The sequence below is a fragment of the Arthrobacter sp. SPT-J7 genome, from assembly GCF_059089965.1.
The window spans coordinates 98,130-120,270 of the sequence record NZ_JBNHFF010000011.1 but is presented as its reverse complement, the minus strand read 5'-3'; the positions used below and the strand labels follow the sequence as shown (position 1 = coordinate 120,270).

Sequence of the window (22,141 nt, the reverse complement as noted above, 5' to 3'; positions counted from 1 at the left end):
CACGGTGAAAAACTCCTTCGGCCGCTGGCTGGTTCCTGTGATCGGCGGACTGGCGTTCATCTTCCTGCTGGTCCCGATCGCCTACGTCTTCGCGTTTTCCTTCAACAACGCCGGGCGCACCAACCTCACCTGGCGCGGCTTCACGTGGGACAACTGGCGCAATCCGTGCGGCGCTCCGGAAGTCTGCTCCGCGCTGGGCAACAGCTTGCAGATCGGTGCCACAGCGACGCTGATCGCCGTCCTCCTCGGCACGGCCATCGCCATCGGGCTGGTGCGCTACCGTTTCCGGTTCAATGCCACCGCCAACATGCTGATCTTCCTGCCGCTGGCCACCCCGGAGGTTGTCCTCGGCGCCTCACTGCTGGCGCAATTCCTCAACGTGGGCGCAGAACTGGGCAAGGGAACCATCATCATTGCGCACACCGTTTTCTGCATCTCGTTCGTGGTGGTGACGGTCAAGGCGCGCGTGGCCAGCCTTGACCCGAAGCTGGAGGAGGCAGCGGCCGACCTGTACGCCTCGCCGATGCAGGCTTTCTGGCGGGTGACCTTCCCGCTGCTGCTGCCGGGCATCGTGGCGGCCGGCCTGCTGAGCTTCGCGATCAGCTTCGACGATTTCATCATCACCAACTTCAACTCCGGCAATGTGGACACCTTCCCGAAGTTCATCTACGTGGCCGCCACCCGCGGCATTCCTGCGCAGGCCAATGTGATCGGTTCGGCAATGTTCATCATCGCGCTGCTGATCGTGATCGGCGGCCAGATCCTGGCACACCGCCGCCGCAAAATGCTGGCCGCTCGCTGACGCCCCGTCGCCCGGCGCTGCCGGCCTGTTGAGAGGAGCACTTCATGATCGATCGGAACCGGCTGGCTGAGCTGTTCGACCGCGAGCGGCGGGACTTCGAAGCCAAGCACCCCCAGTCCAAAGCACTGTACGACGGCGCAGCCCACCTCTTCGGCAAAGTCCCGATGACGTGGATGAACAAGAAGGCGGGCGGCTTCCCGCTGTATGTGGAACGGGCGCGGGGCTGCCGGGTGTGGGACGTGGACGGCCTCGAGTACATCGATTTCGCGCTGGGGGACACCGGTGCGATGGCTGGACATTCTCCTCAGCCCACCGTTGACGCGATCATCCGGCGGGCCGCCGACGACGGCGGGCTGGCGACCATGCTGCCGACGGCCGATGCCGAGTGGGTGGGGGCCGAGCTGGCGCGGCGGTTCGGCGTGGAACGCTGGAGCTTCTCGCTCACGGCCACGGACGCCAACCGCTGGGCCATCCGGCTGGTCCGCGCAATGACCGGCCGGGGCAAGATCTTGTTCCATCCGTACTGCTACCACGGGTCGGTGGACGAGTCGCTGATCGTGGCCGGTTCCGACGGCGAGGGGATGAGCCGCCCGGGCAATGTCGGGGCGCCGGTAGATGTGACGGAGACCAGCAGGGTGGCGGAGTTCAACGATCTCCCGGCCCTGGAACGGCAGCTGGCCCACGGCGACGTGGCCGCGGTGCTGATGGAGCCGGCACTGACCAACATCGGCATCGTGCTGCCCGAACCGGGCTATCTGCAGGGGGTGCGGGAGCTGACCCGCCGGCACGGGACGCTGCTGATCATCGACGAGACGCATACTTTCTCCGCCGGCCCCGGCGGCGCAACGGCAGCGTGGGGGCTTGAGCCGGACATCGTGGTGATCGGGAAGTCCATTGGTGGCGGCATTCCGTGCGGTGCCTACGGACTCAGCGCCGAACTGGCCGAGCGGGCGTTGGACCGGGCCGACTTGGACCTGGTGGACATGGGCGGTGTCGGCGGCACCCTGGCCGGAAACCCGTTGTCCGTGGCAGCCATGCGCGCCACGCTGGAGCACGTCCTGACGGACCAGGCCTTCGAATCGATGATCGGCCGTGCCACCGAATTCGCCGCCGGCATTCAGAGGGTGATCGACACGTATTCGCTGCCCTGGTCAGTTTCCCAGCTGGGCGCCCGTGCCGAATACCGATTCGCCCACCCGGCGCCCCGGAACGGCACCGATTCGGCGGCCAGCCATGACGGCGCGCTGGAAGACTTCCTGCACTTGTATCTGGCCAACCGCGGGATCCTGCTGACGCCATTCCACAACATGGCGCTCATGTGCCCGCAGACCACCAGTGCCGACGTGGCACGGCATCACGAAATTTTCGAAGAAGCCATCCGCGAGCTGACCGGCCGCTGACGACGCACCGACCCGGCCGGCGGCTTGGGACAATGGCTGCATGACGATCGCTAAATCCGCCATCCTGTTTGTCCTGGCCGCCGTTGCCGAGATCGGCGGAGCATGGCTGGTGTGGCAGGCAGTGCGCGAGGACCGGGCCTGGTGGTTCGCCGGCCTCGGCGTGATGGCACTGGGCCTTTACGGCTTCATTGCCGCGCAGCAGCCGGATGCCAACTTCGGCCGGGTGCTGGCCGCCTACGGCGGCGTGTTCATCGCCGGATCGCTGGCGTGGGCCATGCTGCTGGACGGATTCCAGCCGGACCGCTGGGACTACATCGGGGCCGGAATCGCGCTCGCCGGCGTCGCGGTCATCATGTACGCCCCGCGCAGCGGCAGTTGAATGACTGCGCCTGCCGACGACAACGGACTGCGCCGGCCCGGTGGCTAGATAAACCGGCCGCAGTCGGAGCCGTTCTTTGTTAATCTGTTCCGGTGACATTTACACAGCGGTTTGTGGCTCTGGGGGATTCGTTCACTGAAGGGGTAGGGGACTACGACCCCACCTTGCCTAACGGAGTGCGCGGCTGGGCCGACCGGGTGGCCGAGCAGCTCATGCTGGCCGACTCCGGCTGGGGATACGCTAACTTGGCCATCCGGGGCAAGAAGATCGCCCAAGTGATGGACGAACAGGTGGACGCCGCCGTCGCGCTCAAGCCGACCCTGGTCACCCTCTACGCCGGCGGCAACGACATTCTGCGCCCGCGGGTAGACATCGACGCGCTGATGGCCGGCTACGAGGCGGGCGTCGGCAGGCTGGCTGCCACCGGCGCCGACGTCGTGCTGTTCACCGGCTTTGACAGCGTCGCCTCGGCAGTTTTCGGCAAGACCCGGGGCCGCACCGCCATCTACAACGAATGGGTGCGGGAGATCGCCGACCTGCACGGAGCGAAGATCGTTGACTACTGGCGGATGCGCGATTTCCGCGACTGGCGCTACTGGGACGCCGACCGGCTGCACATGTCCACCGCTGGCCACACCCTGATGGCCAAAAAGGTGCTGGAGGTGCTGCAAGCGGAGGATGTGATCGATCTGCCGACGCTGCCGGATCTGGCAGTGCTGTCCCGGCGCGCTGCCATGGTCGCCAACGTCCGTTGGGCGCGCGAGTACGTGGGCCCGTGGCTCGGGCGGCGGCTTCGCGGCACATCCTCCGGTGATTCGCTCACGCCGAAGTATCCGCAGCTGACCGGGCTGCACGCCACCGCCTGAACAAAGCCAAACGCACGGGCCAAGGCCAAACGGGCGGGCCAAAGCCACACTGGGCGGCCAAAGGTCCCGGCCGGCCGCTGAGGGTTGGCTGTCCTGTCTGGAAGCTTGGCGCCCGGAGTGCTTGGCTTGGACCATGGACGCAGATGCCCGGATCCAGCCAGCGGACCAACCGGAGTTCCACGACGACGAACCGCACGACGTCGTCGGTCTCGCCGCCCGCCTGAACTGGCTGCGCGCCGGTGTTCTCGGCGCGAACGACGGGATTGTTTCAGTTGCCGCGCTCATGGTGGGTGTCGCCGGCGCCACCAGCGACTTCGGAGCCCTGCTGGCGGCCGGCCTTGCCGCGGTGATCGGCGGTGCCGTCTCCATGGCCTTGGGCGAGTATGTCTCCGTTTCCAGTTCCAGCGACAGCCAGAAAGCGCTGATCGCCAAGGAGAAACGGGAACTGCAGGAACAACCCGAGGAAGAGCTTGCAGAGCTGGCCGCGCTCTACCAAGACCGTGGGCTGACGCCGGGGACGGCTATGCAGGTGGCCAAGGAGTTGACCGCCCACGATGCGCTCGCCGCCCACCTGCACGCGGAGCTGAACATGCAGGATGACGACCTGGCCAGCCCGTGGCACGCAGCCTTCGCCTCCGCAATAGCCTTCCTCCTCGGTGCCGCGTTGCCCATGTTGGCCATGCTGCTGCCGCCGGCCGACCTGCGGATCCCTATCACCTTCGCCGCCGTTCTGGTGGCGCTGGCCGCCACCGGGGCGACCGGCGCCTGGCTGGGCGGCGCGAAGGTCTTCCGGGCGGCTTGCCGGGTGGTTATCGGCGGCGCGCTGGCACTGCTTGCCACGCTGCTGATCGGCACCTGGCTGGGTGGCACCGGGGTGGTCTAGACCCGCAGCGCCCGCCGCGGCCTGCACAGGCGCGGCAGCCCCGCCACCGCCCCGGCCACTCCCCGGAAGCAACGGTTGAAGGATCAAGTGTTGTGGCAGAATGGAGGCATGACTTCTGCACGCTGGCTCGACCCCGAAGAACGCCAGGCCTGGCTGGCTTTGCTGGCGGTGTCCACCCTGTTGCCGGGCACGCTTGACGCCCCGCTGTACCGGGAAGGCAAGCTGACCCTGTTCGACTACCACGTCCTGGCCATGCTGTCCGAGGCCCCGGACCGTTCGCTGCCGATGAGCGAGCTGGCTTCGCGGACCTATTCTTCGCTGTCCAGGCTCTCGCATGTGGTCAAGAAGCTCCAGGGCCGCGGCTGGGTCGAGCGGGCCCAGTGCGCCGAGGACGCGCGGGTCACCATGGCGCTGCTGACGGAGCCGGGGATGGAGGCGATCCAGTCCCTGGCGCCGGGGCACGTCGAAGCCGTGCGCCAAGCGGTTTTCGACGGACTGGACCGCCGGGATGTGCAGGACCTGGAGCGGATCGGCAAGAAGATCGTGCAGCAGTTGGAGCCCAGCAGCTGGGTGCTGCGCGAGCCCCGGCTGAACGCCTGAGGCGCGCCGCCGCCGCCGAGGGGGCGGTAGCCGTCGTTGGTTTGATCGAAACGGCTGCTGCCCCTAAGATGGGAAGGCGTTAAGTCACGCAACGTCGGCACCCCTTGCTCAGGCAGGCGGTGCGGGAGTTGCGTGGCGTCCGTGTTTACCTAGAAATAAGGATCGCGGATAGGCCGTTCTTCCTCCGGGAAGAGGTGGTTTATCTGCACCTGACTTCACCGTCTTCCCCGCGGCGAGGCACTTCGGCTGGATCTCACCCCGCCAGGTTCACCTCCGGAAAGTCGCAGTAATAACGGTGTCACAACTGGTGGCGGGCGCTCTTACACGCAGATTCGCAGGCCGCTTTACTTACGTCTCTGCGTCAGGTCCGTCATATTTACTACAACTGGAGGAGAGATCATGGCAGCACACTGCCAGGTGACCGGAGCCGAGCCCGGCTTTGGCCACAGCATTTCGCACTCGCACCGCCGCAACAAGCGCCGGTTCGACCCGAACATTCAGAAGAAGCGCTACTGGGTTCCGTCCCTGCGCCGCAATGTCACGCTGCAGGTTTCGGCCCGCGGCATCAAGACCATCGACGTCCGCGGCATTGACGCAGTCGTCGCCGAGCTCCTCGCGAAGGGTGTGAAGCTCTAGTGGCAAAGGACAAGGACGTACGTCCGATCATCAAGCTGAAGTCCACCGCTGGCACCGGCTTCACCTACGTGACCCGGAAGAACCGTCGTAACGACCCGGACCGCATCGTCCTGAAGAAGTACGACCCGGTGATCCGCAAGCACGTTGAATTCCGAGAGGAGCGCTAAACATGGCCAAGAAGTCCAAGATTGCTCGCAATGAGCAGCGCAAGGTCGTTGTCGAGCGTTACGCCGCGAAGCGTGCCGAGCTGAAGAAGACCCTGGTCGACGTCAACGCGACCGACGAGGCCCGCGAAGAGGCCCGCCTGGGCCTGCAGAAGCTGCCGCGCAACGCTTCGCCGGTCCGCGTCCGCAACCGCGACCAGATTGACGGCCGCCCCCGCGGCACGCTCCAGAAGTTCGGCATCTCCCGCGTGCGTTTCCGTACCATGGCGCACAACGGCGAACTGCCGGGCATCAAGAAGTCCAGCTGGTAAAAACCCGCTGGCTTCACCATGAAGCTGCTTGAAGGGCGGCGGTCCCAGTCCGGGACCGCCGCCCTTCTGTCTGCCCGGAAGGCGCCGTCCAGCACTCCCCGCGTGCCCGCCCATGTCCTGAAGGGACCCCTCAGAACGACGACGGCGGTGCCCGCCGTTACGGGGAAGGGCGCCCCCCGCGCGACGCGCGGAAGGCGCACATCATATGCTCAGGGCGGAAAAAGCGAGCCGTCGGGGGCAGAATCGGCTCACAATCCGGGTAATTCGCTAAAAATTCCGCCAGATTCCGCGGATTTTGACGGATCTGGGCGGCCAAGCTGGTAAGTTTTCGCTCAGTAGCTTTCCGCAGCCGCGAAAGCTCTGAACAAACCAAAGCAGTCCAGGAGGACAAAAATTGGCTATCAACCGCAGTGAACTTGTTGCAGCTGTTGCAGAGAAGGCTGGCACCAGCCAGACCGCAGTGAACGGTGTCCTGGACGCTGTCTTCGACATCTTCGCAACCTCCGTCTCCAAGGGCGAGAAGATCACCATCCCGGGCTGGCTGGCAGTCGAGCGCACCGACCGTGCTGCCCGCACCGGCCGCAACCCGCAGACCGGCGAATCCATCCAGATTCCGGCCGGCCACAGCGTCAAGCTGACCGCTGGTTCCAAGCTGAAGGCTGCTGTCTCCAAGAAGTAGTCCTCACCCTTACTTCCGCAGGACCGTCACCGGCAACCGGTGGCGGTCCTGCGGTTTAACCCCTTGGCTTCTACGGGCGGTAAAATAAGGGGCGGATGTGCGCCGCACGGCGCCGCATCCGAAGACTTATCAGGACGGAGGACTGAGGGCATGGTCCAGCGGGAAGGTCGGCTGCTGCGCGGCTGGCTGGGCGCTGCCGTGGCCACCTCCCTCGCCGCGCTCTCGCATCTGGCCGGTGGTGGTCACGTCCCCGCGCCGGCCGTCTGGCTCCTGGCGCTGGCCCTCGCCGGGTTGGTCTGCGTCGGCTTGGCCGGCAAGTCGCTGTCCTGGACACGATTGCTGGCCGCGGTGGGCATCAGCCAAGCCATCTACCACCTGCTGTTCCAGTTGGGCCACGCGGCGCCTGCGAATTTCCCGACGGCCGCCGGTCATGCGGGCCATCATTTGGAACTGCTGCCGGCCGGATCGCTGGTCCCCGAAGTGTCTGTCCAGACGGCCACGGCGCATCCCGCCATGCTGGCTGCCCATCTGACTGCTGCTGCAGCCACCGTGCTGCTACTGCGCCGGGGCGAGCATGCTGCCGCCGCGCTGGCCGGAACAGTGGCCCTGGCTGCTCCCCGCAGATTGAGCAGCTGGCGGCCGATTCCCAGGGCCCGGCTGGCCGCCCCGGTGAAGCTGCTGGTCCAGCCCTTCGCGGCCTTGGGAGTGCCGCTGCTGGTCTTGCGGCACCGCGGTCCGCCATTGCGTCACGCTTTCTGACCCGCGCACTGCGCCCCCCTGACGAAAGAACGTGATGAACCACCCTTTGAACATCCCTGCTCCGGTCCGCGTCAGGACCGATGACTCTTCGGTCTCCCGGCGGCGCCAGGAGGAACGCCTCCGCGCTGCGCGGCAAGCCACGGCCCGCCGGCTGCTCGCCTCTGCCCTGATCGCCATGCTGCTCTGGCTGGCCTTGGCGCTGGCGGTGGCCCGCCCCGCCGCGGCCCACGACGAACTGATCGGCTCGACACCGGAGAACGGTGCCGTCCTGGACGCTCCGCCGACAGAAGTCACGCTCACGTTCAGCGCCAACGTGATGGACATCGGCGCCACCACCCAGATGCTGGACGGTGAGGGCACCGATTGGGCCGCCGGCGCGCCGGTGCTGAGCGGCAGCAAGGTCAGCATTCCGCTGCGGGACGGCATGCCGGACGGTGACTACCAGTTGGGTTGGCGGGTGGTTTCCAGTGACGGCCATCCCATCGAGGGCACCCTGAAGTTCTCGGTAGCAGCGGGGAGCCCTGCAGCGACAACAGCCGCCAACGCGTCGGCGGCTGCCGGACAAGAAGCTGGTCCCAGCAATCTCGGACTCTTCGTCGCGCTAGGGGCCGGCGCGCTGGCCATCGCCGCTGGTTTGGCCGCCTTCGTGCTCAGCAAGCGGGGCGGGGGCAAGGAGGCTCGTGGCTGAGCGGTTGGCTCCACCAGCTAAACCGCGTGCCGCGGCGATCACTGCGGACGGGGTCGGCAGGGGATGGGTCCTGGCCGGAGCCATTGTCCTGGTCCTGGCCCTGGTTGCCGCCCTGCTCTATTCCGGGGCTGCCGCCGCCCGGCAACTGTCCGATCCCGGTGCCCTGACCCGGTGGGCGCTGCCGGTGGCCAAGGCAGCAAACAACACGGCACTGGCTGCGGTGATCGCCTCGCTGCTGTTCGCCGTCGGGATCCTGCCCAAGCAGTTGCGTCCCAACCGCAGGCCCGGCAAGGGCGACGACGGGCCAGAGCACCCGGCATTCACGGCCGCGCTGAGGCTGGCCGCGGTCGCGGCAGTGGTCTGGACGCTGGCCGCGATGGCCGTACTGGTCTTCAGCTTCTCCGACATCGCCGGCCTGCCGGTCAGCGGGGATGCCAGCTACACCGCCGGATTCGTGGGATTCATGACGGATATCGGCACCGGCCAGGCGTGGCTTTCCATCACCATCGTGGCCGCCATCGTGGCCACGCTCATCTTAGGGATCCGCTCGCTTCCGGGGCTGGGCATGACGCTCGCGCTGGCCACGATCGGCGGACTGCTGCCGATGGCCCTGATCGGGCACTCCGCCGGCGGCGACGACCACTACGGAGCGGTCAACTCGATCGGCCTGCACCTGCTGGGCGCCTGCCTGTGGGTGGGCGGCATCATTGTGCTTGCGGTCATTTCCGGAACGCTGGGCACCAAGGACATCACCGGCCAAGTGCTGCGCCGCTACTCCTCGCTGGCGCTGATCAGCTTTTTCCTGGTTTTCTTCTCCGGCATCATCAACGCGTCGATCCGGATCACTTCGCTGGACCAGCTCTCCAGCCCTTACGGTGTGCTGGTGGTGATCAAGGCCCTCGCCACGCTGCTGCTGGGGGCGATCGGTTTGATGCACCGGCAGTGGATCATCCCCGAGTTGGGCACCAGGTCCGGCAAGCGGGTCCTGTGGCAGCTCATCACGGTGGAACTGCTGATCATGGCAGCGGTGTTCGGGATTGCCACGGCCTTGGCGCGCACGGCGCCGCCCACGCCGGAAGAGCTGCCGGTGGACGCCTCCCCGGCGCGCATTCTGACCGGCTACGACCTTCCGCCCGAACTGGTCAGCGGGAGCTGGCTGACGGTCTGGCGCTGGGACTGGCTGTGGGTCACGTTCGCCTTGGTTGCCGGAATTGCCTACCTTGTGGGCGCCGTCAGGCTGCACCGCCGCGGCGACCGCTGGCCGGTGGCACGGACCGTCAGCTGGATAGTGGGCTTGCTGGCGCTCACATACGTCACCTCCGGGGCCCCGGCCGTCTACGGGATGGTGCTCTTCAGCGTGCACATGCTCGACCACATGGCGCTGACCATGGTGGTGCCGCTGTTCCTGGTTCTGGGCTCGCCGATCACGCTGGCGCTGAAGGCACTGCCGCCCCGACGGGACGGGAGCATGGGCCCGCGTGAATGGATCCTCTGGCTGGTGCAGTCGAAATACTCGCAGATCGTCACCCACCCGCTCTTTGCCGCCGCGAACTTTGCCGGTTCGATCATCATCTTCTACTACTCTCCGCTGTTCCGGTTTGCCTTGGACGAACACACCGGCCACGAACTGATGAACCTGCACTTCCTGCTGACCGGCTATCTGTTCATCCTCACGATGATCGGCCAGGACCCGCTGCCGCGGCGGGCCCCGTACCCCATGCGGTTGTTGATCCTTTTCGCCACCATGGCCTTCCACGCCTTCTTCGGCGTGGCCCTGACCAGCTCGACCGCCTTGATCCAGGCCTCCTGGTTCGGCAGCATGGGCCGGGACTGGGGCCTGTCGGCCATGGAGGACCAGCAAGTCGGCGGCGCCATCATGTGGGGCGTCGGCGAAATCCCCACCCTCTGCGTCGCGGTCGGAGTGGCGATCAGGTGGTCGCGCTCGGATGCCCGGGAAACAAAGCGTAAAGATCGTTCAGCCGAGAGGAATAACGACGCCGAGCTGGCGGCTTATAACGATATGTTTGCCGAGATGGCCCGGCAGGACGCACGCATTGTCCCGCCCGGGGCCGTCAGGCCGGCCGCCGGTCACCGCGCGCCAGCCGGCAACCAGCACGTACCGAAAACCACCAACGGGCAGCAGCCCGCTCCGGACCCGGATAACGCCGGCCGGAGCCAAGGAGAATCCAGATGACTGAGGCAGCCGAGACCATCCGCACGAGCTACCGGGTCCGTGGCTCCGATCTTGTGGGCCGCAACTGGCTCAACACCGGCGGCAAACAGCTGGGACTGGAAGACCTGCGCGGCAAAATCGTGCTGTTGGATTTTTGGACTTTTTGCTGCATTAACTGCCTGCACGTGCTGGACGAGCTGCGGCCGCTGGAAGCGAAGTACAAGGACGTGCTGGTCACGGTCGGTGTGCACTCGCCCAAATTCGAGCATGAGGCCGACCCGGTGGCGCTGGCCGCGGCCGTGGAGCGCTACGAGATCCAGCATCCGGTGCTGGACGACCCGGAGCTCGACACCTGGCAGGCCTACGCCGCACGGGCGTGGCCGACGCTGGTGGTGATTGACCCGGAGGGCTACATCGTGGCGCACCTGTCCGGCGAAGGCCACGCCGGTGGCCTGGATTCGCTGATCAAGGAACTGGTGGCCGAGCACGAGGCCAAGGGCACGCTGCACCGCGGCGATGGCCCCTACGTTCCCGCGGAGACCACCGCCGGCGACCTGCGCTTCCCCGGCAAGGTCATACCGCTGCCGGACGGCGTGGGATCCGAGGGCGGATCCTTCCTGGTAACCGACACCGGACACCACCGGCTGGTGGAGCTGGCGGCTGACCTGTCCACGGTGCTCGCGACCTACGGCTCCGGCGAGAAGGGCTGGCAGGACGGAGCTGCCGGCGAGGCGAAGTTCAACGAACCCCAAGGCCTGGCCCTGCTGCCGGAGGAAATCCGCTCTCAGGCGGGCTACGACGTCGTGGTTGCAGACTCGGTGAACCATCGGCTGCGCGGTCTGTCGCTGGCCACCGGCGAGGTGACCACTGTGGCAGGCAACGGGGTGCAGCGCCTGCTGGATGCGGACACGCAGCGGACTGCTCCGGGGTTGGCGCAGGCGGGTCCCGGATCCGTCGCGGACGAGGCCCCGGCCGGCGACGCACTGGAAGAAGAGCTTGCCGAAGCCATCGCTGCCAGCTGGGCCCAGCTGGCAGCCGACCCGCTGGCTGTCTCGCTCAGTTCGCCCTGGGATGTCTACTGGTCGGAGCAGCTGAACGCTGTGGTGATCGCGATGGCCGGCGTGCACCAGATCTTCACTTTGGACCCGGTCTCCGGCCAAGTGGCCATTTTGGCCGGTACCGGGCTGGAAGGCCTGCAGGACGGCGACGCGACCGTGGCGTGGTTTGCCCAGTCCTCCGGCCTCGCCGGTGACGCGGCCGGCAACATCTGGGTTGCGGATTCGGAAACGTCGGCGCTGCGCAAGATCTCCTTCGTGGACGTCAACGGCGAAAACCGGGTGCAGGTGTCCACCGCCATCGGCGCCGGCCTCTTCGATTTTGGCTTCCGCGACGGCGCCGCCGCCGAGGCGCGGCTGCAGCATCCTCTGGGTGTGGCGGTCCTGCCGGACGGCTCCGTAGCAGTGGCCGACACCTACAACGGGGCGGTGCGCCGCTACGATCCTGCCACCGAGACCGTCTCCACGCTGGCGCGGGGGCTGGCCGAGCCGTCCGATGTGCTGCTGGATACTTCGGCCGTGGCTGATGGCGGCGAACCGCTGCTGCTGGTGGTTGAGGCGAACAAGCACCAGCTCATCCGGCTGCCCATCCCCAAGGAAGCGCTGACCGTGGACGAGGGCGCCTCGCAGACGCAGCGGCCCAAGACCGAGGTGTCGGCCGGTCCGCTGGCGCTGACCGTCCGCTTCGCCGCCCCCAAGGGCCAGAAGCTGGACGACCGCTGGGGCGATCCCACCCAGTTGAAGATTTCTTCCTCACCGGAGAACCTGCTGGTTTCCGGCGGCGGCACCTCGGTGGGCCTGCTGCGCGAACTGGTGCTGTCCGACGAAGTCACCGAGGGCGTCCTGCACATCACCGCCCGGGCGGCGGCGTGCGACGGCGAGCCCGGCGGCGAGATCCCCGACCACGCCGCCTGCCACCTGTACCAGCAGGACTGGGGCATCCCGGTAGTCATCGGCTCGGGAACCGGGGAGCTGACGCTGGACCTGCGCGGGCTGGACTAAACCGGCCGCGCACCCCACCAGACAACGGAGGCGGACAGAGAATCCTGTCCGCCTCCGTTGTTTCTGTGGTGGGCCGGGCTCTTAGTACTCCACCACGGGGGTGAGGGTCACATTCTTGTCATTGACGGACAGCTGGCCGGTGAAACGGAACCTTTGCTCCAGTTCGCGTTCCACAGACGCGCCGGTGAACAAGTCGATCTCCACCACGTTCAGCTTCGCCACTCCGCTCAGCGGGTTTAGTACCCAGCTGCCCTTGAACGGTTCCACCTTGACCTCGGGATACTTCACGATCGACCAGTCGATGGTGTTGTCCTGGACCCGGTCCATGGAGGCGCTGAACGGACAGCCGGAGGGCTGCAGCACGCGCTGCTCCGCACACGAGTCAAGGAATGCGTTGACCTGGCCGCTCAGGTCGTCCAGCAGCTTGGGCGTGGCGGCGGTCGCCAGCGAAAGCCGGGCGTCTTGGGCGTTCTGCGGGCCGGTCAGTACGGACTCGGCCACCGGTGCGGCGAAGTAGTCGCTGGCGTAGTGGGCCTCGAAGCTGCCGGGGTAGAACACGGCGAAGGAATTCTTGCCGTCCGGCAGGGCTACCCGGGTGCCGTTCAGCGAGGCTTCGTTTTCATTGACCACGTCCACGCTGATGGTGGGCAGTGTGCTGGGCACGAACGACCACTGGTTGAAAAACAGCCACGTGGTGCCGGTCTTCTCCAAGGCGAAGGTGGTGCTGTGGGCGACGCCGTCAACCGTGTAGCTGACCGTCTGGTCCACCCTGTTGTCGCCCGCCGGAACCGGGTCCTGGATTTCCAGGTTGGCCAGCGTGTCCACCGAGGCCTTGAGCGCGGCGCCGTCGAGCATGGCGGCGTTGGCGTCGGGCACGGTGGCGTGCAGCAGACCGAGCGCGGTCCCGCCGTCGCCGTCTTTCAAGGCGTTGAAGTAGGCCTTGACCTGGTGCTGCGGGCTGAACACGAATGCATTGACCAGCACAATAGTCAGCGCGGCAGCGGCCACGGCAAGCATCAGGCACAGCAGCCACGTGGCCACGGTCCTCAGTACTTTCGAATTTCCCACCATACCTACGTTACCCGCTGGCGGAACGTTCCCCCGGATCGGCAAGAGGCAGGTTGCAGCGTTGGCGACGGCGGTGCGGCTGCTACCAGCGCCGGCGCCGCCGCCTGGTTCCGAACAGTCCTCGCACCAGTTCCCGCCCCAGGACCGAGACGGTTTGCAAGGCAAAATCCTTGACGGCGTCGTTGTCTGCGCTGCCCTGCGGCGGCGCTTCCGTCCGGGGTGGCGGCGTTCTGCGCGGCTCGGGCTGCCGCGGGGGCGGGCTGTCCGGAGCCGGTGGGGCAGGCCTGGCGGGACGGGTGGACGGGCGGCCTAAGATGGTTTCTTCGATCCGGCGGGCCTCGGCGTCGATGTCTTCCGGGGTCGGTGGCGCGGTTGGCTGCGTCTGCGGGCCGTCCGCCGTCGTGCTGGCCTTGCCCGACCCCGAGCTGCCGGACGTGGAGGCGGCGGGAACCGGAGCGCCGGTGAGTTTCTCGAACGCCGAGCGGCTGTCCACCACTGGCCCGTAGACCGGCATCAACGAGGAGCCGTCCACAATGGCCTGCACGGTGGCAGCCGGGGAGGGGCCCATGGTGGAGCCGGGGGAGCAGAGCCGGGTCCAGGCCACCGGGGTGGGGGCGCCTTGCTCGTTCATCACCGTTACGACCGCTTCGCCGATCCCCGCGCTGGTCAGCACTTCCTCCAGGTCGTAGTCGCTGACCGGGAAGGTGGAGACGGTGGACTTCAGTGCCTTGGCGTCCTCGGGAGTGAAGGCGCGGAGCGCGTGCTGCACGCGGTTGGCCAGTTGGCCCAGCACGTCGGCCGGAACGTCGCGCGGCGTCTGGGTCACAAAGAAGATGCCGACGCCCTTGGAGCGGATCAGCCGCACCGTGGTGGCGATGGATTGCAGGAACGCTTTGGACGCGTCGCGGAAGAGCAGATGCGCCTCGTCCAAAAAGAACACCAGCTTGGGCTGTTCCGCGTCCCCCACCTCCGGTAATTCCTCGAATAGGTCGGCGATCAGCCACATCATGAAGGTGGAGAACAGCAGTGGCCGCTGCTGCAGCGCGGACAGCTCCAGGCAGGAGATGATGCCGCGGCCGTCGGCGGCGGTGCGCAGCAGATCAGCGGTGTCGAACTCGGTCTCGCCGAAGAACGTGCCCATGCCTTGGGCCTCCAGGGACACCAGTTCGCGCAGGATCACTCCGGCAGTGGCCTTGGAGAGACCACCCAGGTTCTCGAGGGCCTCTTTGCCCTCGTCGGAGACCAGGAACTGGATGACGGCGCGCAGGTCGGCCAGATTGTAGAGTTCCAGATCGTTCTGGTCCGCATAGTAGAAGACCAGCTGCAGGCTGGATTCCTGCGTCTCGTTCAGTTCCATCACTCGGGACAGCAGCAGCGGGCCGAAGTCGGAGATCCGGGCGCGGACGGAGACACCGGTGCCGTCACCGCCCAGCGAGAAATACTCCACCGGATAGGCAGCCGGCTTCCAGTCCTGCCCGACGGCTGCCGTCCGCGCGGCGAGCTTGGCGCTCCCCGCGGACGGGGTGGAAAGGCCGGTCAGGTCGCCCTTGATATCCGCCAGGAACACGGGGACACCGTGCGCCGAAAGCTGTTCGGCGATGACCTGAAGCGTGATCGTCTTGCCGGTGCCCGTGGCGCCGGAGATCAAGCCGTGCCGGTTCATCATGGACAGCGGCAGCCGGACCGCTGCCTCCGGCTGCACCTGGCCGTCCACCAGTGCCGCGCCCAGATGGATGGCCGGCCCGTCAAAGCTGTAGCCCTGCCGGATTACTGCCGTATGTTCTGCCGGAGTCCGCACCATGGCAGAAGCGTAGACCACGCAGGGTGTCAGCCAAAGAGCCGGCTGCGTCGGTCTCTGCCATAATCAGCGCATGGAACTGGCACCAGAGGACCTCAGGCATCTGCGCCGCTGCGTGGAACTGGCACGTGAAGCGTTGGACGACGGCGACGAACCGTTCGGCTCGGTGCTGGTCGATGCCGGCGGCAACGTGTTGTTCGAGGACCGCAACCGGGTCAAGGATGGGGACCAGACCCGGCATCCGGAGTTCGCGATTGCCCGCTGGGCGGCCAGCAACCTCGCCCCCGGGGAACGCCTCACCGCGACCGTTTACACCTCCGGCGAGCACTGTCCGATGTGTTCGGCGGCGCACGGCTGGGTAGGACTGGGCCGGATCATCTATGCCGCGTCGTCGGAACAGCTGGGCGGCTGGTTGGCGGAATGGGGCATCGGGCCGGCACCGGTGGCCGCGTTGCCGATCCAGATGGTGGCCCCGGGGATCGAGGTCGGCGGTCCGTCAGCGGAGCTCGCGGACGAGGTCCGCGGGCTGCACCAGCAGTTCCACCGGCGCTGAACGGGACCGCCGGCCGGGACCTCTACGCGGGGAGGCTACTTCACCGCGTACGGCGGGCGCATCAGCTCGTCGTCCACGGACTCCGCCGGGTCGGAGCCCAGTTCAACGATCTTGTTGCCCGCGTCCACGTGCACCACGGAGGGAACGAAGGACCGCGCCTCGGCGTCGGTCATGTCCGCGTAGGTGATCAGGATGACCAGGTCGCCTACATGCATCAGGTGCGCGGCCGCCCCGTTGATGCCGACGACGCCTGAACCGCGTTCACCGGCGATGGTGTAGGTCTCCAGCCGGGCGCCGTTGGTGACATCCACGATGGACACCAGCTCGCCGGGCAGGATATCGGCAGCGTCCAGCAGGTCAAGGTCCACGGTCACGGACCCGACGTAATGCAGATCGGCGTGCGTCACCGTCGCACGGTGGATCTTGGACTTGAACATTTTGCGCATCATCGGGTCCTAGTTTAGTCTCCCGTAGGCAACCGGTGAAACGGATCCGCTTCTGGTCTGCCAGAAGCGCCGCGACTAGGGTGGAGCCACCGGCAGGCGGCGATGTGATCCATCGAAGCGGGAGGCGTCCATGAGTTCGGATATCGGCAAGAATCGGTACGACGACGGCGGTCCGCGGCCGGCCGCCGATGCTCCGGCAGGAGCCGGGGAGCCTTTGGAGCCTGGGCCGGCGCCTACGGAGGCAGCAGCCCCGCCCACGCAGGCCATGCCTGCTGCCACCCCAACAGCTCCTGCGCCCACCCAGGCAGTACCCGCCGCGGACCTTGAGCCCCCGCCCACGACTGCTTTCGACCGCCCGCCCACCGCGGACAGCCTGGACCCGGATGCCCGCGCGCAGTTCATGGACCCGGACGAGGACCGGCCGATCGCCGCAGAACGGACCTACAGCGACACCAGCGCCTATCGGCCTGAAGCCGCCCTCGATGCGGAGTCACTGTACCTGCGGGAACACAATGCCTATGGCGGGATCAGGTTGGGCTCGGCCTTCTTCGGCTGGCTGACCGCATCGGCCTTGGTGGTGCTGATCGCGTCGGCGGTTGTCGGTGTCGCCGCCGCCTTCGGGATGGCCAATGAGACCGAAGTGCGCGGCTGGGTGGACAACATGATGGAAAGCAACGGTGCGACAGCCATCGCCGCGGCGGTAGCGCTTGCCGGCATCGTCTTGCTGGCCTATTTCGGCGGCGGCTATGTGGCGGGCCGGATGGCGCGGTTCGACGGCATCAGGCAGGGACTGGTGGTATGGCTTTGGGGCATTGTGATGTCGGTCGTGGCGGGACTGATCGGTCTGACCGTCGGCGGCTTCCGCTTGCTGACCGGGCCGGTCGTGCCTGTCGTTGAGCGGCCCCTCCAGGAGCTGACCTTCCCGGCGCTGATCACACTGGCAGTAGTGTTGTTGGCCAGTCTGGCCGGGGCCCTTTTAGGTGGCGCCGCCGGCATGCGCTACCACCGGGCAGTTGACCGATCCGGCTTCGAACCCGACGAGGACATCGACGAGTAGCAGGGCAAAGAGGAGCACCCCGGCCCAGGGGCCGGGGTGCTCGTGGAGCGGGCGACGGGAATCGAACCCGCGTATCGAGCTTGGGAAGCTAGCGCTCTACCATTGAGCTACGCCCGCACAGGATCCGGCGTGGAAGCCGGATCCGGTCAAACAATGAAACCGAGTTTACCCCAGGTCAGCGAGGAGCCGGAATTCAGACCGGCTGGCCCGCCGTGGCGGCTTCGCGCTCGCGGGCTTCGCTGATTTCTTCGGCCCGGGCAGCGTTGGCTTCTTGGGTCAGAGCGGCCCCGGCTTCGGCATCACGAGTCAGGTTTTCCCCGGTTTCAGGATCGAACAGGTGCATCTTGCGGGTGTCCAGCCAAAGTTCGGCCGAGCGCCCGCCGCGGATCCGGCTTGCGGCGTCCAGCGTCACCACGATCTGCGGCCGCAATTCGTCCGCGTCCATGTCCCTGGCCAGCGAATTCAGCAGGTCGCGGACCTCCGGATCCGGGTCGAAATCGATGTAGCCGTACTGTTCGTTGCCGAGCCACTCGGTGTGGGTCAGTTCGGCCGTGAACGTGGAACCCATGTCCTTCTTGTGCTCTTCCACCAGCGAAGCATCTTCGAAGAATTCCGGCCGCAGGCCCACCAGAACTATTTTCTTGCCCGCGGCGGCTCTGGCCTTGTCCTCGGTGACCGGAACATTTCCGATGGGGGTCCTGAGGACGTTGCCCTCCACGGTGGCCGGCAGGAAATTCATCGACGGAGATCCGATAAAGCCCGCCACGAACAGATTGACCGGCTGCTCGTACAGTTCACGCGGGGAAGCAATCTGCTGCAGCACCCCCTTCTTCAGTACGGCCACCCGGTCACCCAGGGTCATGGCCTCGGTCTGGTCGTGCGTGACGTAGACGCTGGTGACACCGAGCCGGCGTTGCATCTGGGAGATTTCGGACCGCATCTGGCCGCGCAGCTTCGCGTCCAGGTTGGACAGCGGTTCGTCGAACAAGAAGGCATCGGCTTGCCGGACGATCGCCCGCCCCATGGCCACGCGCTGCCGCTGGCCGCCGGAGAGATTGCCCGGTTTGCGCTCCAGGTGGTCGGTCAGCTCCAGGGTCTTGGCGGCGTCCGTAACGAGCTTCCGGATTTCGTCCTCGGTGTGCTTGCCCTTGGCCAACCTCAGCGGGAAGGCGATGTTCTCAAACACGGTCAGGTGCGGGTAGAGGGCGTAGTTCTGGAAGACCATGGCCAGGTTCCGGTCCCGGGGCGCCTTCTCGTTGACGCGCTTGCCGTCGATCAGCAGGTCACCCGAGGTGATGTCCTCGAGCCCCACGATCATGCGCAGCAAGGTTGATTTGCCGCAGCCGGAGGGGCCCACCAGGATGATGAATTCGCCGTCCTCGATGTCGATGCTGACGTCGTTGACTGCGGGGAAGCCGTCGCCATACTGCTTGACGAGGTTTTGCAACGTGATCGATGCCATGGGATGTCCTTTCCTGCCGCGGGCCTAGCCCTTGACGGCGCCTTGGGTCAGGCCGGAGACGATTTGGCGCTGGAACAGCAGGACCAGCAGCACAATGGGAATGGTGACGATGATGGCGGCCGCGGAGATCGCGCCGACCGGGGACTCGAACTGGGAAGCGCCGGTGAAAAAGGCCAACGCAGCAGGGACTGTCCGTGCGGCCTCGGTGGAGGTCAGCGAGATGCCGTAGACGAAGTCGTTCCAGGCGATGAAGAAGGCGATGATCGCCGTCGTGAAGACCCCCGGGGCGGCCAGCGGCACGATCGCCTTGCGGAACGCCTGCCACGTGGTGGCGCCGTCCACCTGCGCGGCTTGTTCCAGTTCCCACGGGATCTGGCGGAAGAACGCCGCCAGCGTCCAGATGGAGATGGGCAGGGTCAGCGACAGGTAGGGGATGATCAAGCCCGGCCAGGTGTCGTACAGCCCGATGCTCCGCCACAGGTTGAACAGAGGGGTGACGATTGAGATTACCGGGAAGATGGAGACTGCCAACGCGGTGGTGAGGATGACCTTCTTGCCGGGGAAATCCAGCCGGGCAATGGCGTAGGCGCAGAGCGTGGCCAGGACGACGGCGATGAATGTTGCGATCAGCGCGATGCCGATGGAGTTCCACAAGGAGCTCAGGAACAACTCCTGCGCTGTGCCGACCAGGATTTGTTCATAGTTGGTTCCCGTCCAGGTGGTGGGCAGGAACTTGCCTGTGGTCAGGTCACTGGGGAGTTTGAACGAGGTAGCCATGATGGACGCCACCGGGAACAGTGCGTAGAGCAGCACCAGTACGGAAATAATAATCCAGGTAACCCGCTCCTTGGTCCGTGATGCTCTCATCACCTACCTCCTCTCTGGCCGGCAAGGTCCACTTTGAACAGTTTGATGGCGATGAAACAGATCAGCAGCACGCAGACGAACAACAGCACGGACACCGCGGAGCCGAGGCCGATTTCCAAGCGCCCAATGGATGTCCGGTAGGCAAGGAGCGAGAGCACCTCGGTGTTGAACGCGCCGTTGGTCATGATGAAGACGTTGTCGAATATTCGGAACGCATCGAGCGCCCGGAACAGCACGGCCACCATGATCGCAGCCTTCATGTTCGGCAGGACCACCCGGCGCATCCGCTGCCACCACGTCGCGCCGTCCACTTCCGCGGCTTCGGTCAGCTCATCGGGCACCTGCGCCAGGCCGGCCAGCAGCAGCAGCGAAATGAACGGGGTGGTCTTCCAGATTTCGCTGGCCATGATCACTGCCAAGGACGTCCACGTCCCGGCGAACCAGTTGAGGTCAGGGCTGATTCCGGGCACCCAGTTAAACCAGGTGTTGACGAAGCCGGAGTTAATATCGAACATGTAAAACCAAGCAAACGCGGAGACCACGGTGATGATCCCGTACGGGACCAAGATGGCGGTGCGCAGCCAGCCGCGCACTGCCTTGAGCGCCTTGTGCATCACCAGCGCCAGTGCGAAACCCAGAATGAGTTCCACGACGACGGTCACCACCATGATCAGCAGCGTCACCCCGAGGTCCCGCCACCAGACCACGTCCGTCAGGACCACGCCGTAGTTGCCCAGTCCGACGAATGCGCGTTCGTCGGGGGCGGTGAGCCGGTAGCTGAACAGCGAGTCGAACACTGCTTGCAGGATCGGGTAGGCCGTGACGGCCAGCATGATGACAAAGGCCGGGCCTGCCAGCCACCAGCCCAGCCGGCGCTCCGCTTTGGCACGCTCACTGTACTGCTGGACGGCGCGGCGCTTGCTGGCCCGCCCGGTTTCGCCGTCCGGGAGAGTGGGCGTTTCGGTCGTGGTGCTCACAGCAGGTTCTCCCCCCGTAGGACGGAAACAATGAAGTCAGACGTCTCCTGCGGCGTGATGGAGGGATCCACCTGATCCGGCGGGGCGAAATTCTGCTGCAGGCTGGTGGAAACCTCGTTGTAGAAGACCGTCTGCGGACGCGGCGCCGCCAGTTCCAAGGACTCGCGGATGGTGTCGGCCATCGGGAAGGCTTCCTTGATCCGCGGATCGTTATAAGCCTCGGTGTTCGAGGGCGGGTTGCCATTGGTAATGAAGTACTCAGCCTGGTTCTCCGGGGAGACGATGCACTCGATGGCCGCATAGGCCAGATCGGGGTGTTCGCTGGCCGCCCCCACGCCCAGGTTGATGCCGCCGAGCGGCGGCGCAGATTGCTCGCCTTCCGTCATCCGCGGGTAGAGCGCCCAACCGATGTCCTTGAGCACCGATGGATCCAGGGAGCCATCCTCCACCGCGGCGTTGGTCGCCGGCCAGACGAACGGCCAGTTGACCATGAACGAGCCTTTGTCGCCTTGGAACAGGATCATCGAATTGTTCTCGTCCTGGGTGGGCAGCCCGGGCCCGCCCAGGCCGTCCTTGCCGATGGTGGAGATGACCTGGGCGGCTTCCTTGCCGGCCTTGCTGGCCAGACCCAATTGAATCTGGTCGGCCTTCGCCTCGGGGTTCTCCAGAATGTGGCCACCGGCCGATTCGACCAAGGCATTCAGCCAGACGGTCATGGATTCGCCGCGCTGGCCCTGCACGCCCAGGAACTTGTCTTCCTTGGAAGCGGCCTCGATCAGTTGTTGCCAGGTGACCGGTTTCGTCATGTCCAGTCCCGCCGCCTTGGCCACCGACTTCCGGTACCAGAGCAGTTGCGTGTTGGCCCAGAACGGAACGGCTACGAGTTTGTCTTTCCACGTGGCCCCGGTGAGAGCCCCCTCCACGACGTTCTGCGTGGTGCGCTGCGCGACCGTCTCCGGGACAGGAGCCAGGAATCCCGGCTCCGCCAGTTCGGGGATGAAGGGTGGATCAAGGCTCATAATGTCCAGCGACGAGTCGCCGGCTGCCAGCCGCCGGGCCAGCTGCTCCCGTTGCGATGCGGCGTCATTGGGCAACAACGAGGTCTCGATCCGGTACTCGCCGCCGGCGGCCTGGGTGCACTTTTCGGCAATCGCTGCCTGACCGCCGGCGTCCGGGTTGATGTACCAGGTCAGGGTGGGAGGGCCCTCGTCGGCGCTGCAACCAGCCAGCAGCGTGGCTCCCAGCGCCAGCACCACGGCTGCTCCGATTCCAGCTGTAGCGCGCCGGTTGCGCGGCCGGTCTCCGTCTCTGGGCATCAACTAGCCTCCACGTTCTGGTTGAGCTCCGGCTGCCCGGCTTCTGTCGCTTGTATGTGCCACGCAGCCTCGTAGGAGTAGAGCGTATTCTCCTGCAGGCAAATGCGCCATGGTTCGCGCAGGCGCGGGACCGGCCAGCGGTGGGAATACGGCGAGCAGGATGGGGTGTTGTGCCGCATACCGTCCGGCATCTGCGGGCG

23 protein-coding genes and 1 tRNA gene are annotated in these 22,141 nt (G+C 66.2%); 16 read left to right on the top strand and 8 right to left on the bottom strand.

What is annotated here, in order from left to right; translation table 11 throughout:
* Nucleotides 1-4 precede the first annotated feature (4 nt).
* The 14 genes from AC5RWX_RS16380 (at nucleotide 5) to AC5RWX_RS16315 (ending at nucleotide 12,397) form a co-directional block, all read left to right on the top strand.
* On the top strand, nucleotides 5-802 hold the full coding sequence (locus AC5RWX_RS16380) for an ABC transporter permease (protein ID WP_493939219.1): 798 nt from the start codon (nucleotides 5-7) through the stop codon (nucleotides 800-802).
* A gap of 44 nt (nucleotides 803-846) precedes the next feature.
* Nucleotides 847-2,202: a transaminase gene (locus AC5RWX_RS16375; RefSeq protein ID WP_493939218.1), complete on the top strand. Its 1,356-nt coding sequence runs from the start codon at nucleotides 847-849 to the stop codon at nucleotides 2,200-2,202.
* A gap of 40 nt (nucleotides 2,203-2,242) precedes the next feature.
* The gene (locus AC5RWX_RS16370; protein ID WP_136785727.1) at nucleotides 2,243-2,581 is read left to right on the top strand and encodes a YnfA family protein; all 339 of its coding nucleotides are present in this window, start codon (nucleotides 2,243-2,245) and stop codon (nucleotides 2,579-2,581) included.
* A gap of 92 nt (nucleotides 2,582-2,673) precedes the next feature.
* Complete coding sequence (locus AC5RWX_RS16365) at nucleotides 2,674-3,447, top strand: SGNH/GDSL hydrolase family protein (RefSeq protein WP_493939217.1); 774 nt, start codon at nucleotides 2,674-2,676, stop codon at nucleotides 3,445-3,447.
* Nucleotides 3,448-3,580: 133 nt separating this feature from the next.
* Entirely contained in the window at nucleotides 3,581-4,330 is a 750-nt protein-coding gene (locus tag AC5RWX_RS16360) for a VIT1/CCC1 transporter family protein (protein WP_493939216.1), read from the top strand.
* Between the two features lie 108 nt (nucleotides 4,331-4,438).
* Nucleotides 4,439-4,930: a MarR family winged helix-turn-helix transcriptional regulator gene (locus tag AC5RWX_RS16355; RefSeq protein ID WP_493939215.1), complete on the top strand. Its 492-nt coding sequence runs from the start codon at nucleotides 4,439-4,441 to the stop codon at nucleotides 4,928-4,930.
* 399 nt (nucleotides 4,931-5,329) lie between these two features.
* Nucleotides 5,330-5,566: a 50S ribosomal protein L28 gene (rpmB, locus tag AC5RWX_RS16350; RefSeq protein WP_136785732.1), complete on the top strand. Its 237-nt coding sequence runs from the start codon at nucleotides 5,330-5,332 to the stop codon at nucleotides 5,564-5,566.
* Complete coding sequence (gene rpmG / locus AC5RWX_RS16345; RefSeq protein ID WP_127512989.1) at nucleotides 5,566-5,733, top strand: 50S ribosomal protein L33; 168 nt, start codon at nucleotides 5,566-5,568, stop codon at nucleotides 5,731-5,733. Before rpmB ends, rpmG begins: the two co-directional genes overlap by 1 nt.
* A 2-nt stretch (nucleotides 5,734-5,735) precedes the next feature.
* Nucleotides 5,736-6,041 (top strand): 30S ribosomal protein S14, encoded by a 306-nt coding sequence (gene rpsN, locus AC5RWX_RS16340; RefSeq protein ID WP_493939214.1) that lies wholly within the window; start codon nucleotides 5,736-5,738, stop codon nucleotides 6,039-6,041.
* A 394-nt stretch (nucleotides 6,042-6,435) separates the two neighbouring features.
* Nucleotides 6,436-6,720 carry an HU family DNA-binding protein gene (locus tag AC5RWX_RS16335; protein WP_127512987.1) on the top strand — a complete coding sequence of 95 codons (285 nt, stop codon included), beginning with the start codon at nucleotides 6,436-6,438 and terminating at the stop codon, nucleotides 6,718-6,720.
* 150 nt (nucleotides 6,721-6,870) lie between these two features.
* On the top strand, nucleotides 6,871-7,479 hold the full coding sequence (locus AC5RWX_RS16330; protein ID WP_493939213.1) for a hypothetical protein: 609 nt from the start codon (nucleotides 6,871-6,873) through the stop codon (nucleotides 7,477-7,479).
* Between the two features lie 34 nt (nucleotides 7,480-7,513).
* Nucleotides 7,514-8,167: a copper resistance CopC family protein gene (locus AC5RWX_RS16325; RefSeq protein ID WP_493939212.1), complete on the top strand. Its 654-nt coding sequence runs from the start codon at nucleotides 7,514-7,516 to the stop codon at nucleotides 8,165-8,167.
* Nucleotides 8,160-10,361 (top strand): bifunctional copper resistance protein CopD/cytochrome c oxidase assembly protein, encoded by a 2,202-nt coding sequence (locus tag AC5RWX_RS16320; RefSeq protein ID WP_493939211.1) that lies wholly within the window; start codon nucleotides 8,160-8,162, stop codon nucleotides 10,359-10,361. Before AC5RWX_RS16325 ends, AC5RWX_RS16320 begins: the two co-directional genes overlap by 8 nt.
* On the top strand, nucleotides 10,358-12,397 hold the full coding sequence (locus AC5RWX_RS16315) for an NHL domain-containing thioredoxin family protein (protein WP_493939210.1): 2,040 nt from the start codon (nucleotides 10,358-10,360) through the stop codon (nucleotides 12,395-12,397). The genes AC5RWX_RS16320 and AC5RWX_RS16315 overlap by 4 nt, the downstream gene beginning before the upstream one ends.
* A gap of 81 nt (nucleotides 12,398-12,478) precedes the next feature.
* Here AC5RWX_RS16315 and AC5RWX_RS16310 read toward each other — a convergent pair whose 3' ends face one another.
* Complete coding sequence (locus AC5RWX_RS16310; protein ID WP_494097612.1) at nucleotides 12,479-13,465, bottom strand: hypothetical protein; 987 nt, start codon at nucleotides 13,463-13,465, stop codon at nucleotides 12,479-12,481.
* An 82-nt stretch (nucleotides 13,466-13,547) separates the two neighbouring features.
* Entirely contained in the window at nucleotides 13,548-15,266 is a 1,719-nt protein-coding gene (locus tag AC5RWX_RS16305) for a helicase HerA-like domain-containing protein (RefSeq protein ID WP_493939208.1), read from the bottom strand.
* A 70-nt stretch (nucleotides 15,267-15,336) separates the two neighbouring features.
* Here AC5RWX_RS16305 and AC5RWX_RS16300 point away from each other — a divergent pair, with 70 nt between their 5' ends.
* Nucleotides 15,337-15,816, top strand: a complete 480-nt coding sequence (locus tag AC5RWX_RS16300; protein ID WP_493939207.1) for a nucleoside deaminase — start codon at nucleotides 15,337-15,339, stop codon at nucleotides 15,814-15,816.
* Nucleotides 15,817-15,851: 35 nt separating this feature from the next.
* On the opposite strand, the gene panD is transcribed toward AC5RWX_RS16300, so the two are convergent.
* Entirely contained in the window at nucleotides 15,852-16,265 is a 414-nt protein-coding gene (gene panD / locus AC5RWX_RS16295; protein ID WP_493939206.1) for an aspartate 1-decarboxylase, read from the bottom strand.
* Nucleotides 16,266-16,392: 127 nt separating this feature from the next.
* Here panD and AC5RWX_RS16290 point away from each other — a divergent pair, with 127 nt between their 5' ends.
* The gene (locus AC5RWX_RS16290) at nucleotides 16,393-17,319 is read left to right on the top strand and encodes a hypothetical protein (protein ID WP_493944958.1); all 927 of its coding nucleotides are present in this window, start codon (nucleotides 16,393-16,395) and stop codon (nucleotides 17,317-17,319) included.
* Nucleotides 17,320-17,362: 43 nt separating this feature from the next.
* On the opposite strand, the gene AC5RWX_RS16285 is transcribed toward AC5RWX_RS16290, so the two are convergent.
* The 5 genes from AC5RWX_RS16285 to AC5RWX_RS16265 form a co-directional block, all read right to left on the bottom strand.
* Nucleotides 17,363-17,436: transfer RNA gene (locus AC5RWX_RS16285), tRNA-Gly, on the bottom strand.
* 76 nt (nucleotides 17,437-17,512) lie between these two features.
* The gene (locus AC5RWX_RS16280) at nucleotides 17,513-18,781 is read right to left on the bottom strand and encodes an ABC transporter ATP-binding protein (protein ID WP_493939204.1); all 1,269 of its coding nucleotides are present in this window, start codon (nucleotides 18,779-18,781) and stop codon (nucleotides 17,513-17,515) included.
* Between the two features lie 24 nt (nucleotides 18,782-18,805).
* A complete protein-coding gene (locus tag AC5RWX_RS16275; protein WP_493939203.1) occupies nucleotides 18,806-19,648 on the bottom strand; it encodes a carbohydrate ABC transporter permease in 843 nt (280 codons plus the stop codon).
* Nucleotides 19,648-20,625 carry a carbohydrate ABC transporter permease gene (locus tag AC5RWX_RS16270; protein WP_493939202.1) on the bottom strand — a complete coding sequence of 326 codons (978 nt, stop codon included), beginning with the start codon at nucleotides 20,623-20,625 and terminating at the stop codon, nucleotides 19,648-19,650. The genes AC5RWX_RS16275 and AC5RWX_RS16270 overlap by 1 nt, the downstream gene beginning before the upstream one ends.
* Nucleotides 20,622-21,941, bottom strand: coding sequence for an extracellular solute-binding protein (locus AC5RWX_RS16265; protein ID WP_493944957.1), 1,320 nt, complete (start codon nucleotides 21,939-21,941; stop codon nucleotides 20,622-20,624). Before AC5RWX_RS16265 ends, AC5RWX_RS16270 begins: the two co-directional genes overlap by 4 nt.
* Nucleotides 21,942-22,141 lie beyond the last annotated feature (200 nt).